Origin of the sequence: Chitinophaga parva (genome assembly GCF_003071345.1) — a bacterium.
GTDB lineage: Bacteria > Bacteroidota > Bacteroidia > Chitinophagales > Chitinophagaceae > Chitinophaga > Chitinophaga parva.
The window spans coordinates 897,886-913,195 of the sequence record NZ_QCYK01000002.1 but is presented as its reverse complement, the minus strand read 5'-3'; the positions used below and the strand labels follow the sequence as shown (position 1 = coordinate 913,195).

Below are 15,310 nucleotides of genomic sequence, written 5' to 3'. Positions count from 1 at the left end.
TCGGTTTGGGTATGGTCACTTTTATGGTTTCCGCAAAAACCTTGGGTTGCATTTTAACAAATAATAATATTAAAGAAATACTGTTTACGTGTCCGGTTTTTCACATCCAGTTCGGGTTCACAAAAAGTAAGTAAACAGGACTGCCAATATACAACAAATCTGAAGTTGACAAATTTTATACCGGCATAATTATTAGATTTGATCTTATGTTAATGTTGCCCAATGAGTAATCCTTACTATAAAAAGCCGTTTGATTTTACCCGCATCTTTTCCAATAATACATTGGAATCATGTAACATAGGCATGTCTATTTCCCAACATATAGAGCTGATTATCTTCACCCGCTTCGGGGAGCACCGTTTTGTGCCGGACTATGGCTGCGAAGTGTGGGAACTTGATTTTGAACTCATTGTAAACCAAATGATGTGGGAAGATAAAATGTGCAAATCCCTGGCAAAGTCCATTGCCGGCCAGGAAACGCGTATCTATAATATAGAAGTAGAAATAAATGTACGGGACGTGGAAAAAGTTTTTCCGCTGAAACGGATCACGGAAATAAAAAAGCAGGTAGACATTATCGTAACCGGCAAAATGCTTTCTACCGGGGAAAATTATGTGTTCAATACGGCGTTGTTTTTGAGCCCTTTGTCCACGCAGTGAACCGTTAATGGTTAAGCGTATCATCATTATGGGCTAATTGCATGGCCGGCAATTGTAACCATATAACTTTTAACCACTTCAGCTACTTTAAAATACACCGTATCCATCGCGTACGTTATCTCCGCGTACGATTAGCTATTAACACTAAACTATTAACCTTTTTTTCATGCAATTCCCTCCCCACTACACCTCTAAAGAAACAATCCGGGCACGACTGTTGCAAAATGCGGCCGACTTTTGGGGAATACGTTCTACAGCTGACGTCGATCCGATGGTGAGACTATTGATCGAGGCGCTGTCCGGAGAACTTTATAATTTATCGAACGACCTTAAAAATACAGAGGGCCGGCTGCTCAATAAACTGGCGGCCCTGCTCACGCCGGACCTGCTCACGGCATCCCTGCCGGCGCACGCCCTCATGCAGGCATTGCCCCTGGAGCCGGTGGAACAACTTTCCGAGTACCGGCATTTTGTGCAGGGTGGCAAGCGCAGTAATGCCGCCGTGGGCGATACCGTGCAGGATGTATTTTTTACACCCGCGGTGCCGGTCACTATTTATGATGCGCACCTGGCCTGCATGGCGACGGGCAACCGGCTGTACACCTACGATCCACGCCGCGGCAAGCAACTCACCGCCGTGGCGCCCGCGGGCCGCTACCTGCCCATGCAAACGCTCTGGTTGGGGCTCCGCCTGCGGGATGGCATTGCTAACCTGGACCAGCTTTCCTTTTACTTCGACTGGAAAAACTATACGTTTGAAAATGACTGGTACCAGCTGCTGGCGCTGTGCACCTGCACCATCAATGGCGTGGCACAGCCCCTGCAAACCGGGTTTAAACACGGCGCCTCCACGCATGCGGGCCCCCGTGACCCGCTGGAACATACCTTGTCTTTTGATACCATGCCGGTGATCATCCGGGATGTGCTCTCTTTTTATAATCATCACTACCTTTCCTTTGCCGGCCAGCCGGTAATACCAGACCAGCAGGCCAGGATGCCCCACCCTCCCGGGTTTGCGGCGGTATTCCCGGAAAAGGAACTGGGCCAGTTGCAGGACCCGCTGCTGTGGGTGCAGCTCTCTTTCCCGGCCGCCATCGGTCAAAACCTGCTGGATAACGTAGACGTGTATACGAATGCATTTCCGGTGATCAACCGCCGCCTGCATAAGCTGAAGCATCGTTTTAAAGGTATTGGCAATATCATTCCCATCAAGCCGGATGTGCAGGAGCACTTCCTGAGCGTGGAATATCTTTCCGACAGCAAGGGCCGGAACTACCGTCCCGTGGCTTATCATCAAAACGAAGAACAGCAACAGGACGCCTACTCCATCCGCATGGGCGGGGCGGAGCGCTTTGACAGCCGCAATGCGCGGGAAATGATCAACTATTTATTTGAATTGCTGCGCGATGAAAGCGCTGCCTTCTCCGCCTATGGATACGATTTCCTCACAGATGTGCTCAAGAACCTGCAGCAAAACCTGGCCCTGGTGGAGCAGAAAGCGCAGCAGTCTTTAAGCGCCATGACAGAGGCCACGCGCTACGTGATCGTGAAGCCACAAAACCCCTCAGAGGTAATGCACCTGGAATACTGGACCACGCAAAGTGAGGCGGCCAACCAACTGCGCAGCGGCATGCCCCTGGTGCAGTTTGAAGGATCCGGCACACGCCCGGAGTCATTGGTGCTGCTCACCAAACCTGCCGGTGGCCGTAAATCAGCGGACCAGCATAATCTGCTGCAAGCCTATAAATATGGCCTCATGACGCGGGACCGCGTAGTGACGGAAGATGATATCAAAAGTTTTTGCCGCCATGAATTAGGCAGCCGCGTGGCGGACATACAGGTAAGGCGGGGGGTCATGGTGTCTGTAAACCCGAAAGAGGGCCTCCGCAAGACCACGGATATCCTGATCACGCAGCGGCCAGACTGGGCTTATACGGAAGAGGAATGGGCGTTTACGCAACGGAATTTATTGCAGAAGCTGAAAACGCGGAGTAGCTTGCTGACGGTGTTCCGTGTGATCGGTGTGGAAGCGGGCACCTCTAACTATCCCTGAGCATACGCTATTTGCCTCGCACTCCAGGCTATTAATTGCAAAAAGCCCCCTGCAAAAGCTGCAGGGGGCTTTTTAGATAAGCATGGATTTGATTTACAACACGATCAATTTACAGCTACCTTTTGCGTTATCACCCGTTACCGTCAGGATGTACACGCCTTTGGGCGGCTGTTGCGCCAAATGCAGTTTGTACGTTCCTTTCTGGGGGTAGAATATTTCCTGGTGCAGGATGCGGCCGTTCATATCCGCGAGGGTGGCCTGCATGCGGCTACCATTGGCATTACTTACACTGATATTGATATCCCTTTGCACCGGGTTAGGATACACTTTCACTTCCATATTCCCTTCAGGGGCCAGGGCGGCCTGTTTCAGGCGGCTGTTACCTGCCGTCATCACCTGGCTGCTCAAACTGCTGCTGCCGCTGGTGGCGGGTATCACCGTGACGCAAAGATCATCGAGATACAGGTTACCACCGGTGGTGGCTTTGGATGCCCAGAAGTTAAAGTTGGTAGTGCCGGCGGGGATCACTGCACGCTGGGTATACTGGGTCCAGAGCACGGCGCTCACGGTGGCCTGCATGCTGGTGGTTTTACTACCGGTAGCGGTTTGCATATCCAGGCTGAAGCCTGCCCAAACCGGGTTGCCGGTGATCTTGGCCCACGCGGTAAATTCAATGGTATCGCCTACGTTGAAGGTAAGTGCCGGCTGGCGGCTCAGGGTGCCGGTGAGCACCACGGCGGCGCGGTACCCGGAATGTACATCTGTAGTGGTCAGCGAACCGCCCTGCCAGCTGGTAAGGCCTGCTTCAAAACCGTTGTTGGTCAGCGCGCCGCAGCTGCCCGCGGCCACGATGGTGATGGTACTGGTATCGCGGTAACCGCCATCTACGGTGGCGCCTACAATTTTAACGGTGCCGGTAGCCTTGGCCAGCACCGCGCCGGTCGTGGCGTTCACCGTAGCCAGCGTGGTGTTCAGGCTTGTCCAGCTCATAGCCGTGTTAGATGCGTTTGACGGCTGCATGTTTGCCGTGAGGGTAAAGGTTTCACCTACCCCCATGATGGTACTGTCAGGCGTTACATTCACACCGGTCACCGGCACGGGCGGGGTTACTGTTACGGTGTCTGTAGCAATGGCGCCGCCGCGGTCAGACGGGGTGCAGGTGATGATAGCCGTGCCCAGGGCAATGCCTTTTACATTACCGCTGCCATCTACCGTGGCAATGGCCGTGTTGGACGACGACCAGGTCACTGCTTTCCAGGTAGCATTGGAGGGGGCTATGGTGGGGGTGATCTTCTTGGTATAACCCACTGCTACGGAAAGCGGTTTGGGCGTAAGGGTAATGCTGCTTACAAATACCGGCGTACCAATGGTGACGCAGAAATCGTCCAGGTACAAACGGCCACCACTGCCATTCTTATAGGTCCATACATTTACACGGGCGGTGTTGGGCGGAGACACGCGGGTAATGGACTGATTGCCCCACGCCGTAGTGGTGGCATTAAACACATCCTGCTCTATTTTTACGCCGGAAGAATCTACATAGTCAATGCCGTAGCCTGCCCATGTAGGGGAGCCGGACACTTTGGTAAAGGCGCTGAAGGTCACTGCTTTGCTGCCGGGTACCAGCATAACGCCGCTGCTGCTTACGCCGGCGTTGCCACCAGTTACCAGTACGGCTTGTGTGCCGCCGTGTACATCGGTGGTCTCCAGGCCGGCAGGCAATGCGCCGTTCACAGAATCGCCTACAATGTACCAGTCTGAAAGACCGCTTTCAAAGCCGGGATTGGAGAGAATGCCGCAGAAGGCTTTGGGGCCAATGGTATAGGCCCTGGTGGCCGTTATCCCATTTGCGGCTGCCGTAGCGGTGATGGTCACTGCACCGGGTGCCTTCGCAGTTACCAACCCGTTGGCATCCACTTTTGCTTTGGTTGTATCGCTGGAGGACCAGGTGATATTTTGATTGCTGGTATTGCCGGGGAAGAATGTCACCGACAAGCGCGTGGTATCGCCTTCATTCAGGGAGGTGGCGCCGTGGATCTGCAGGGAGTCTGGCAGCACGTTGATCACGCGTACGGTAATACTGGACGTATAGCCGCTATCCACCGCCGTGGCGGTAATGGTGGCGGTGCCCACACCCACGCCCGTAATCACGGGTGTATCCAGCGGTACTTTGGCTACCGTGGTATCGGAAGATGACCAATGCAACGTTTTATTGCTGGCGTCCACCGGGGTAACCACCACCGCCAGGGTGGAGGCATGCCCCTGCACAATGGTATCAGGGTTTGGTGTGATGGCGATGCCTTTCACGGAAATGGGGTTTGTAACGGTAACGGCTACACTGGCAGTATAACCACCACTTGCTGTGGTAACGGTAACGGTTACCGGGCTACTGGTCACGGCAATGCCGGTTACCACGCCGGTGCTGTCATTCACCTTTACTTTCGTGGTATCGGATGAAGACCAGTGCACCTGTTTATTATTGGCCCACGCTGGCGTTACAAAGGCCTGCAGCGTGGTGGTATTATTAGCCGGCACCGATACGGCAGCAGGCGTTACCACCACGCCCGTGGGGTTTACCAGTTGTGCAGTGGATACAAAGAACCCATTGCCGAAAGAACCGAAGAACACGCGCCCGTACAACTGCCGGTCTGCGGTCATTACATACAGCTGTGAAGCCGGCGGGTTAGCAATATTCACCCAGGTAGTGGCCGTATCATCAGAGCGGAAAATACTGTTCGCCACACCGCCTACCGTACCATACACGTAAATGGCAGGCAGGTTGGTGGCGCCTTTGCCTACGGCCACGCTGCGGGCGCTTTGCACATTGCTGACGTGGCGGAAAGAGTAGCCGCTGTTTGTAGAGTGGTACAATCCATTGCCTTCGATGGACAGCCAAACGTCGCCTTCCTTGCCGGGCGTGGTCTCCACTTTCACATAAGCCACCTTGCCTACATCCGGCAGGCCGGTAGCGCGCGGGGTGAAGGTTACACCACCGTCTTCACTCACCATCATCTTGCCCTGGAGGTAGATATAGAATTTTTTACTGTTCACCTTATCCGCTGCAAGGGGGCTCATTTCCGCGGGCACATCAAACACCTGGGAATAATCAATGTATATATCCCACCCAAATGCACTGCCCGTAAAGCCGCCGCACTTGGTCCAGTGGGCGCCGCGGTCAGTGGAGTACAATGGATTGTATCCCTGGGGCACCCACACGAGGGTCTCTGCATTGGCCGCTACGGCAATACGCCCGCCGCCGGCACTGTCCGGGCAGATCCACTGGGTATAGTGCAGGCCACCATCCGTGGAAAAGCCGCCCAGGCCTTTCCCCTGCCAGCCGCCGCGCCCTACCCTTACCATAAAGTTAGGATTGCTTTCCATTACGGCTGTACTGGTGAGTTCCAGCCCACTGGAATTGGCATAGGAAAAATCGACGGTCAGGTCTTTTGTAGGCGCGGCGGTAAGGGATTTGTGATCAAAGCCGCCTACGTCCGCCGTATTGGTAGAAACAATATTAGCACTGCCTGCGGGGGGCGACAATACCGGCCCGGTGGGCACCACTTCTTCGTGCCCCACCGCGCGCACTTTCCACACACCGGTGTTGGTCATTGCATTGGTGCCTTCATAGGCATTGAAAATATCGGTGAGCCATACCTTGGTGGAGTCAAAGTATTCCCAGGACAGGTCTACAATCGTATTGCCAATATTGCTGCCGCCGCGGTAGGGGTTCTCGCTGTTATCGCGGGTGCCCTGCACAGTGCTCCAGGTGCCGGAGGCGCCACCCTGGCTGCTTTTAAACATGCTGGCATTGAAATTACTGGAGCCCACAATGATATCCTGCGGGTTATGCGGGTTTTCCGCCACGGCGGCGTAATTGCCCACACTGGAAGCCGGCACCGGGGTAATATCTGTCCAGGTGATGCCATCGTACCGGTACACGTAGGTGCCGCTGGTGGCATATAAAATACCATTGGCCTGCAGCACGCCCCGGTTAAGGCCGGCAGGGCTGCCAGGCAGCAGCGTGTAGGTATCGCCGGCATCATCGCTCAGGTACACGCCATTGGCACAGGCAATGTACACCCGTTTGGTACGCCCGTTCAATTTGCCCTGCGCGGTGTCAAATACAATGAAGCGGCCATGCAGGGTATCCAGCTTGGTCCAGGTAGCGCCGGCGTCCAGGCTGCGGTAGGTGCCGGTAATGGTTTCTGCGCCGCTTTTCGGCAGGCGGGTGGTCACATACACGGTACTATCGCGCAACGGATCTACCACCAGGCGGGCGCCAAAACGTTTGTCGGAGTTATCATTCGGGTTTGTCCGCACGTTGAAATTAAGATCGGTCCAGGTCTGGCCGCCATCGGTAGATTTCATGACCGTGCCACCGTCTGATGAGCGGTTTAAGGTGGCGTAGATGATATTGCCCGTAGCGTCGTTTGGTGCCACGGCAATGTTGTTACAGGCGGCTGGCCAGTTAGACGCAGCCATGTTGTAGAACAGTCCGCGCCAGCGCTGGGCGGTACTGTCCCACCGGTAAGCGGTGCCTACATCTGTAGTGATGTAGTGGAGCTTTGGCACCTTGGGGTGGTGTTGAACAGATGTCACCAAACCGCCGCCTCCTATGCGGAGCACGTCGGTCTGATAGGTCTGTGCCACGGCGGGTAACAGACCGCAACATAAAAAGAGCAGTGTAAAAAGCCTTTTCATTCGACAGAAGTTTTTAGAGGGTTTGGGTTACTTGATAACGAGATATTTCTTTTCCTCCGTTAGTCCTTTCCAATTGTCCGTTCTAAAAGGCGATGCGGGTAATCCTTCGCTATTGTACAGGTTTGCATCCATGGCGTCGTCGGTCCAGCCGTACCTTACGGCCAGCGGGGTTTGTACGGCGTCACAGTGCACTACTACATTATTATTTTCTATGCGGGCCTGTGCCCAGTGGAATTGCTGGTCGGCCCCGGCCACCTGGAATCCCTGCAGGTAACCATAGCGGTTCCTCACCTGCAGTCCGCCAGCCGTTTCAGTAAAGTGCAGCACAATGTCACTGCCCTTCACCTCCATATCCTTGTACAGCGGGCCACAGGGCGCTACCGGCAGTTTGTAGGTGGTGTGCAGTGCGTTCATGGCCAGGCGCAGGCCTACATCCTGTTTGTTGGCAGGATGTACATCGGAAGGATTGCCGATATCTGTGGTAACGGCCATACCGGTATTGGGCAGGGCCAGGGTCATGTACTGCGCTTCGCGCAATTCTGCCCACGCGCTCCCGGTCAGCAGCGTACGGCCACCGGGATTGAAAGATGACAGCTGCACAAAGTAGAAGGGAAAATCCCCTTCCTGCCAGCGCTGGCGCCAGTCTTTGATCATGAGCGGGAACGTGGTGCGGTACTGGTAGGCGCGGTCACAATTGGCCTCGCCCTGGTACCAGATGGCGCCGCGGATAGCGTACGGGATGAGGGGGTTCAGCATGGCGTTAAACAACAGGGAGGGATAGGCATTGGGCCCCCGGGAAGGCACCATCAGGTAGTTGGTGTCTACCCGCGCTTTCCAGTCTCCCACAAGGGTAATGGGTGAAAGGCCTTCTATGAGTAATTGCAGGTCATTGTCTTCGCCGATGATACCACCGGCACCGCCGGTATCTGTCACTTTAATGGCTATCACATTCTCTCCTGCCTTCAAAACACCAGCAGGGATGTTGTATTTCCGGGGGGTGGCATACGCGCCCAGCATACTGCCTACCGGCAGGCCATTTATAAAAGTGCTGTCGCCATCATCTACGATCCCTGCATCCAGGCGGGCGGGCTTTCCCACCTGCTCCGCGGTGAGGGTAATGGTCTTGCGGTACCATACCACGCCGTCAAAGCCGGGCAGGCCCTGGGTTTCCCAGGCAGCGGGCGCTTTTAGTGTAGCCCAGTGACGGTCATCATAAGCGGCCCTTTTCCATTGGGGCACATCATTAGCGGTAATGTTACCGTGCTCAAACTGGAGCAGCAGGTCACGCAAAGCTTGCAGGCGTGCGTTGTTTTCACCGGCTATGTTACCGGGCTTGCTGCTTTCCAGGTCTTTAAAATCATCCAGGGTAGTAAGGGCTTCCCTGCTGGTCCAGGTTTCTATATTTGTGCCACCCCAGCTGGTGTGGATGAGGCCTATGGGCACCTTCAGCTCCTGCTGCAGCTTACGGGCAAAGAAATAAGCCACGGCGCTGAAGCTGCCTGCTGTGGCCGGGCTGCACACCTGCCATCCGTTTGATTCAATATCGTCCCGCGGGGTGAAGCTCACACGCTTTGCCACCGTCAGCTCCCGGATCTCAGGATAGTTGGCATTGGCAACTTCCGCGGGCGCGTTCATGGCATTGCGCAGCGCAAACTCCATATTGGACTGCCCGGAGCAGATCCACACTTCGCCCACGAGCACATTGGTAAGTTTCCTGTCCTGCACGGTCAGTTCATAGGGGCCGCCTGCCTTTTCGGGGTCCAGGGTAATGCGCCACTTACCGCCTGCATCGGCCCTGGTGGCCTTCACCTGGTCATGAAAACGCACCGCTATTTTTTCACGGGGCGATGCCCATCCCCATATGGGAATAGGTGCATCGCGCTGCAGTACCATGTTGTCTGTGAAAACCTGCGGCAGTTTTACTGCCGCAAAGGTTTCCACGCCTGCTATGAGTATAGCAAGCATCAGGCTGATCTTCTTCATAAAAAACATCGTTAGTTCCAGCCGTCCTTCACCTGTGCGGCTACGTTTGGATTGTAATTTTTTTCGTTATCAGGGATGGGGAACAGCACGTGCTTATCCTGGAAGGGCGTAACGCCCACCCCGGGATCCACGGCCTTTTCCCCGTTAATGGTCTGTTTGGCAATGCCCCAGCGCAGCAGGTCAAAGTAGCGGAACTCTTCTCCGCAAAGTTCCAGCTGGCGTTCATGCATCAGGATCTTCATGGCACTGGTCTTATCACCCAGGGTGGTGTACAATACGGCACCGCTGCGGGAGCGCACGCTGTCTATCAGGGCCAGGGGCTCATTGCCCGTATTACCTTGCTGGATCTGTGTTTCGGCCAGCATCAGCATTACGTCTGCCAGGCGGATCACCTGTGCATTGATAGGGCTCTTCGGGTCGCCGTAAGAGGCCACCTGGTTGTAGTATTCATATTTCTTCCAGCGGTAATCACCTTGTGGGTCACTGGTATTGAACGGGTATGCTTTAGGACCGGTAGCACACTGCTGGCAGTACACCGTATCGCCACCAGATGGGCCGGTGCCGTAGAAAGTGGAACGCGCACGGGGGTCTACGTAAGGCTGGCCGGTATGGGGATTGGTGTATGAAAATGCTTTCACGGCGGCGTTGCTCAGGTACACATTCTTCCAGTCGTTAAAGCCATACTCCATAGCGCGGCCGGTGTGCGTTTGCTTGCCCACCTGCTCTGCACCGTTGCCAAACATATAGTAAGGCGATCCCACTCCCCAGTCGGTCCATTGCTGGTCCATGATCTGGAAAATGTTTTCGGGATTGGTCTGGTTGGTGGTGGAGAAAAGGCTGTCGTATACGGGGCATAGTTTATAGGTATAGGGAGCCTGCAGCAGTTTTGCAAATTCTGCCTGTGCAGGCCCATATTTTTGCTGATACAGGTAAGCCTTGCCCAGTAACGCCGTCACCGCGCCTTTGGTTACGCGGCCCAGGTCTGAGGCGGCATAGGCTACCGGTAGTTCGTCTGTGGCTTGTGCCTCCTGGAGGTCTTTCTCTATCTGCTGCCACACCTGTGATTTGGGGCTGCGGGGCAGGTAGTTATTATTGAGGGTGGTCTTATAATCGGTATACAAAGGCACATCGCCCCACAGGGTTACCAGGTGCAGGTAGGCGTAGGCACGCAGGAATTTCACTTCCGCCACGTATTGGTTCACCTTGGCCCTGTCTACCGTAGCGGTAGGGTTCCATGCGGCGGCACGGTCCAGCACCAGGTTAGCGCGGAAGATCATGCGGTAAAGGGATTGCCACAGCCAGCCCAGGTCCTGGTTGTTGCTGCCAAAGGTATAGTCGCCCAGCTCCTGTTCAGGGCCCAGCAGGAAGCTGGCGCGCTTGGCTTCATTGCCCAGCAGGTCAAAGATGTAATAATATTCACGCGCCCACAGGCCGGGGTGCACCATCGTAGCGTAAGTGGCAATGGTGGCCTGGTTGATGGCATTGGAATTGGTAAAATACGTCTCGTATGCATAACTGCTCTGGTCCACCAGGTCCAGGCGCTTCTTGGAACAACCCACGCTCATTCCCACCAGGATCATCAGTATAAAAAACTTCTTCATAACGCTTGAATTTTAGAATTAAAAACCCACTTGTACACCAGCCAGGAACGTGCGTGGCTGCGGGATCTGCCCCAGGTCTATGCCGCGGTTGAACAACAGGTCACTACCCACCACTTCCGGGTCATAGCCGGTGTATCTGGTCACCGTAAAGAGGTTTTGTGCTGCAACGTACACGCGGAAAGATTTCACAGTGCCTTTGGAAACATGGGTAAGCAGGCTGGCCGGCGCATTGTAGCCCAGGGTGATATTGCGCACGCGCAGGTAAGCACCGTTTTCCAGCCACCAGTCGGACGGACGCAGGTTACCGCTGCCGGTAGCGCTCTGGCCCAGGCGGGGTAAAGCGGCTACATCACCGGGGTTGCGCCAGTGGTCCATGATGGCGGTAGTGGCATTGTGCCCTACCTGCATAGCTTGTGTATAAAGCTTCATCCCGTTCAGCAGTTTCATACCACTGATACCGGAGAGCACTACGTTCAGGTCAAACGCTTTGTAGGTAACGCCGGCGTTAATGCCGTATACATATTTGGGAATGGGATTGCCCAGGATCTCCTGGTCTTTGGCGTTCACCACTCCATCGTGGTTCAGATCTTTGTAAATGAAATCCCCTGGCAGCAATCCATCCTGGTATTTGGTGCCGGGCGTACCGGACTGCTTGGCTGCCTGTGCATCCAGCGCGGCAATTTCATCTGCATCCTTTGCCACGTGGTCTACGCGGTAGCCATAGAAAGACCCGATCACACTGCCGGCTGCAGTGTAAGTAGTAGCCGGCACCGGGCCGAACGCACCGCCCTGGATGGGCGCATTGAACTGCGCACCAAGGGAGAGCACTTTGTTAGTATTCACAGACCCGTTCACACTGACATTGAATCCAAAATCTTCGGTGATCTTATCATGGTAACCGATCATCAGTTCCACGCCTTTATTATCCACGCTGGCGGCATTCAGGGTCTTCTTCGGCTGGTTGCCCGTGGGGCTCACGCCCACGCTGGAAGGCAGGAAGGTGGTCACCAGCAGGCCGGTACTTTTACGGTCGTACCAGTCTGCCACAACGCTCAGGCGGTTCCTGAAGAATGACAGGTCCAGGCCTACATCTGTTTGCGCGGTCTGCTCCCACTTTAAGTCAGGATTACTTACTGTGACCAGGGTAACACCGGAAATAAACGACTCTGTAGCACCCAGGGAATACACCAGGGCACCGGTGGGCGAGCCCTGGTAGATCTTAGACGTATTCAGGAAGTTGGGGATATTGTTATTACCGGTTTGTCCCCAGCCTATGCGCAGCTTGCCTTCAGACAATGCGGGAAAACTGCGCTTGATGAAGTCTTCCGCGGAGAAGCGCCAGGAGGCACCGGCGGCGGCAAAGTTACCCCAGCGGTTATTGGCACCAAAGTTTGACGCACCATCGCGGCGGTAGCTGCCTGAAACGGTATAACGGTCGTTATACGTATAGCTTGCACGGCCGTAGTAAGAGATCAGGGAAGGCCGTGAATAGTTGTCGTAGGAGGTGGTCACCGCCTGGTTAGGCGCTACCGTAACGCCGGTGATATTATCATTGGGCTGGCCGGTACCACGGATGCCGGAGGCATAGGACCTTCCCGGGTCTATGTAGCTCTCCCCTGCGGTGAGGGATATGCTATGCATGGTACCCAATTGCTTATCATAAGAAAAATAGTTCTCCCACATGTAGTAGCTGTTCTGGGTGAAGTTCAACCCCGATTGGCGGGCCTGGTTCAGGTAGTTGGAACTTTGATACTGGGGCTGGTAAGTAGTGCTGCGGGTGGAGTTCACCTCCCCGGCAAACTGTGAGCGGAAGCGCAGCCCGTCTATCAGCCTTACTTCTCCGCTCAGCTGGGGGAAGAAAGACATGGAGTTAGACGTTTGCTGCTTCAGGTAAATTTCCTGGTAAGGATTATCAATGCTACTGAAATCCAATGCGGTGCTCACAATGGAGTAGCCACCCTGGATGAAAGGATCCTTAATGGGTTTGTAAGGTGCATATTGCAGGGCATTCTGCAGGTTGGCATTGTAACCCTGGCCAATGTACTGGCGGAACATCACGTTCTGCGTAAAACGGAAGCGGCCAAAGTTCTCTTCCAGGCTGGCCCTTGCCTGCAGGCGCTTGTTCACTGCGTGTTGCAGGATGGATTGCTGGGTGATGTAAGTGGCAGATACGGAATAAGTGACCCGCTCTCCTGCCCCGATGATGTTGAGGTCATTTTCATTTACCAGCGCGTTGCGGAACACGGCCTTCTGCCAGTCGGTGCTATCGTGCATCACCGCGTCTGTGCTGAATTTGGCAGGCAACACGCTGTTCTTGCTGGCGGCCAGGTCCTGCAGCACGCTTACATAATCCCTGGCCTTCAGCAGGTCCAGTTGTTTCCAGGCTTTGGAAATACCCCACTGCGAACTGAGGGTCAGCCTGGGTGGGCCCAGCTTGCCTTTTTTAGTGGTGATGATCACCACCCCATTTGCCGCCGCAGAGCCATAGATGGCAGTGGAGGAAGCATCTTTGAGAATGGTGATGTTTTCAATATCCTGGGTGTTGAGGCTGTTGAATAAATTCTTGGTGCCCTGTATCCCGTCTACCACGTAGAGCGGGTTTACGTCGGTAAAGGTACCGGTACCACGGATCAGGATCTGTGCATCCGCACCGGGGCCACCACTTTGTACTACCTGCACGCCTGCCGCCTTGCCGATGAGCAGTTGGGAGGGATTAGTAGCAGTTGTGCTACCTGCTTCCTTTACCGTCACCACGTTAAAGGAGCCTACTACGTTCTTTCTTTTTGCAGTACCGTAGCCTATCACCACGATATCATTGAGGGTACTGGTGGATTTTACCAGCTTCACCGCAAACGTAATAGTAGCGCCATTCTTCAGGGTTACGTTGTTTCGCTGCTGTGTTTCAAACCCTACGTAAGACACGCTGAAGGTGTAATGCCCTTCTTCCGGCAGTCCTGAAAAACGGAATACGCCATTGGTGTCTGTGCGCACACCGGCGCTGTACTTTGTTTTTTCATTCAGTGCCACCACGGATGCATTCGGCAACACTTCACCCAGGTCATCGCGCACGGTGCCGCTCACCTGGGGCCGTGCCTGCTGTGCCGTGGATAGCAGGGGAATGAGCCCCCACAACATGACAAATGTTAATCGGAAAATAACTTTCATAACGGAATGTGGATTTAATATGAAGGGCACTACAAGCCCCTGGCGCTTTTCAGCACCTATACGTGGAAACAATAAAAATTCTCCGGGACTAATTTCGTTTGATCACAAATCCATCGTCTTTGCGTGTCAGCTTCAAATTGTTTGGCAGGGTAAGGTCTGTCAAGATCTCGGCTAAGGAATCGGTGTTGTCAAATTTCCCATCGATATAGATGTCGGCAATGTCTGATGGATAATAGTAAATGCTTATTCCATAATAATTACTGAGTTGGTCTAATACCTGCGACATTGGTTGCTTATTGAACTGGTACCAGTCTGGTTTGGTGGTCGGGGTGCCACTGCTGCCGGCTTTTACCATGGCCTCGCGGCCGCTGCGCTCAAAATTGAACAGGGTGGCCTGCCGCGTACGGGTGTTAAAGGTCAATGCTTTTCCAGGCGTGAGGATGGCGTCATCCATCAGCTTCTTTTCATCCAGGATGGCCTGCACCAGCACTTTGCCGCTGTGGAGTTTTACGGTGATCAGCTCTTCATCCGGGTTGGCTTTTACATGAAAGAAGGTTCCCAGTACGGTGGTATGGATCACGCCACTGGCTACGCGGAAAGGCCGGGTCTTGTCGGCAATCACGGTGAAATCAGCTTCCCCGGAAAGGTCCACCAGGCGGCCGTCTGCAAACAGTTGTTCATAACGGAGAATGGCCGCCGGTTCCAGCACTGCTACCGATCCATCCGGCAGTTGAAGGGTCAGGGAGTGGTTGGTATTATTGGTCACCACGCGGGTGTTATGCGCTGTAATGGTGGTGCGGGCCACGGTGCCCTGTGTGGCCGGGCCCTGCGGGGTACGCAGCAGGTAAATGCCTCCCACCACTATGCCCGCCATGATCGCAGCTACGGCTATACGCCGTATGAGGGGAGTGCGGCGCCGGTTGATCTGACCATGAATATTACGCAGCCACAGGCGGGACACGGTTTGCGGCAGGTCGCCCGCTTCCATTTGCAGGAACTCCGCTTCCGGCACGTAAGTTTCCAGCACCTCAGGGTGTTCCTCCAGGTGGGCTGCTACCGCACTGGCTTCTTCCGGTGTGCACTGGTTGTGGAAGAACCGCGTTATTAATTCATCATTGATCATCATCTGAACTGGGCTGCTACTAAG

General features: G+C 54.5%; 7 protein-coding genes. 2 read left to right on the top strand and 5 right to left on the bottom strand.

What is annotated here, in order from left to right:
• Positions 1-222 precede the first annotated feature (222 nt).
• Both DCC81_RS14060 and DCC81_RS14055 read left to right on the top strand, forming a co-directional pair.
• Entirely contained in the window at positions 223-660 is a 438-nt protein-coding gene (locus DCC81_RS14060; RefSeq protein WP_108687250.1) for a GPW/gp25 family protein, read from the top strand.
• A 166-nt stretch (positions 661-826) separates the two neighbouring features.
• Positions 827-2,713 carry a type VI secretion system baseplate subunit TssF gene (locus DCC81_RS14055; RefSeq protein WP_165806577.1) on the top strand — a complete coding sequence of 629 codons (1,887 nt, stop codon included), beginning with the start codon at positions 827-829 and terminating at the stop codon, positions 2,711-2,713.
• Between the two features lie 93 nt (positions 2,714-2,806).
• Here the strand turns inward: DCC81_RS14055 and DCC81_RS14050 are convergent, their stop codons facing one another.
• The 5 genes from DCC81_RS14050 to DCC81_RS14030 all read right to left on the bottom strand — a co-directional run bounded on the left by DCC81_RS14050 (position 2,807) and on the right by DCC81_RS14030 (position 15,289).
• Positions 2,807-7,414, bottom strand: a complete 4,608-nt coding sequence (locus tag DCC81_RS14050) for an Ig-like domain-containing protein (protein ID WP_108687248.1) — start codon at positions 7,412-7,414, stop codon at positions 2,807-2,809.
• 27 nt (positions 7,415-7,441) lie between these two features.
• Positions 7,442-9,397 carry a sialate O-acetylesterase gene (locus tag DCC81_RS14045; protein ID WP_108687247.1) on the bottom strand — a complete coding sequence of 652 codons (1,956 nt, stop codon included), beginning with the start codon at positions 9,395-9,397 and terminating at the stop codon, positions 7,442-7,444.
• 11 nt (positions 9,398-9,408) lie between these two features.
• The gene (locus DCC81_RS14040) at positions 9,409-10,998 is read right to left on the bottom strand and encodes a RagB/SusD family nutrient uptake outer membrane protein (protein ID WP_108687246.1); all 1,590 of its coding nucleotides are present in this window, start codon (positions 10,996-10,998) and stop codon (positions 9,409-9,411) included.
• Positions 10,999-11,016: 18 nt separating this feature from the next.
• Entirely contained in the window at positions 11,017-14,163 is a 3,147-nt protein-coding gene (locus tag DCC81_RS14035) for a SusC/RagA family TonB-linked outer membrane protein (RefSeq protein ID WP_108687245.1), read from the bottom strand.
• Between the two features lie 88 nt (positions 14,164-14,251).
• Complete coding sequence (locus tag DCC81_RS14030; RefSeq protein WP_108687244.1) at positions 14,252-15,289, bottom strand: FecR domain-containing protein; 1,038 nt, start codon at positions 15,287-15,289, stop codon at positions 14,252-14,254.
• Positions 15,290-15,310 lie beyond the last annotated feature (21 nt).